Consider the following 229-nt stretch of genomic DNA (forward strand, 5'->3'; position numbering starts at 1 on the left):
ATCTGCAGTTGCCCAGTCACTTGTTGTGTCTGTTAAATCTACATTTGATAATGTTCCTCCAATACATGGATCGGTATCATTTGGATCGGTATCACTTGTTTCTCCATCGCCATCACAATCTGTGATTGCTGTTACAGGTAATGTAATATCTGCTACAGTAAATTCACATGCATCGTTTGGATCTGTGTCGTTTGGTCCTTGAACGCCGTCTCCATCAGGATCTACTTCG

1 protein-coding gene is annotated in these 229 nt (G+C 41.9%); it reads right to left on the reverse strand.

Annotated elements, in window-relative coordinates; all coding sequences use genetic code 11:
• Window positions 1-229: hypothetical protein (locus tag ACVCXO_RS10875; protein ID WP_452229615.1), on the reverse strand; the 229-nt coding region annotated here is incomplete at both ends.

The sequence above is a fragment of the Lacinutrix sp. MEBiC02404 genome (genome assembly GCF_053601575.1).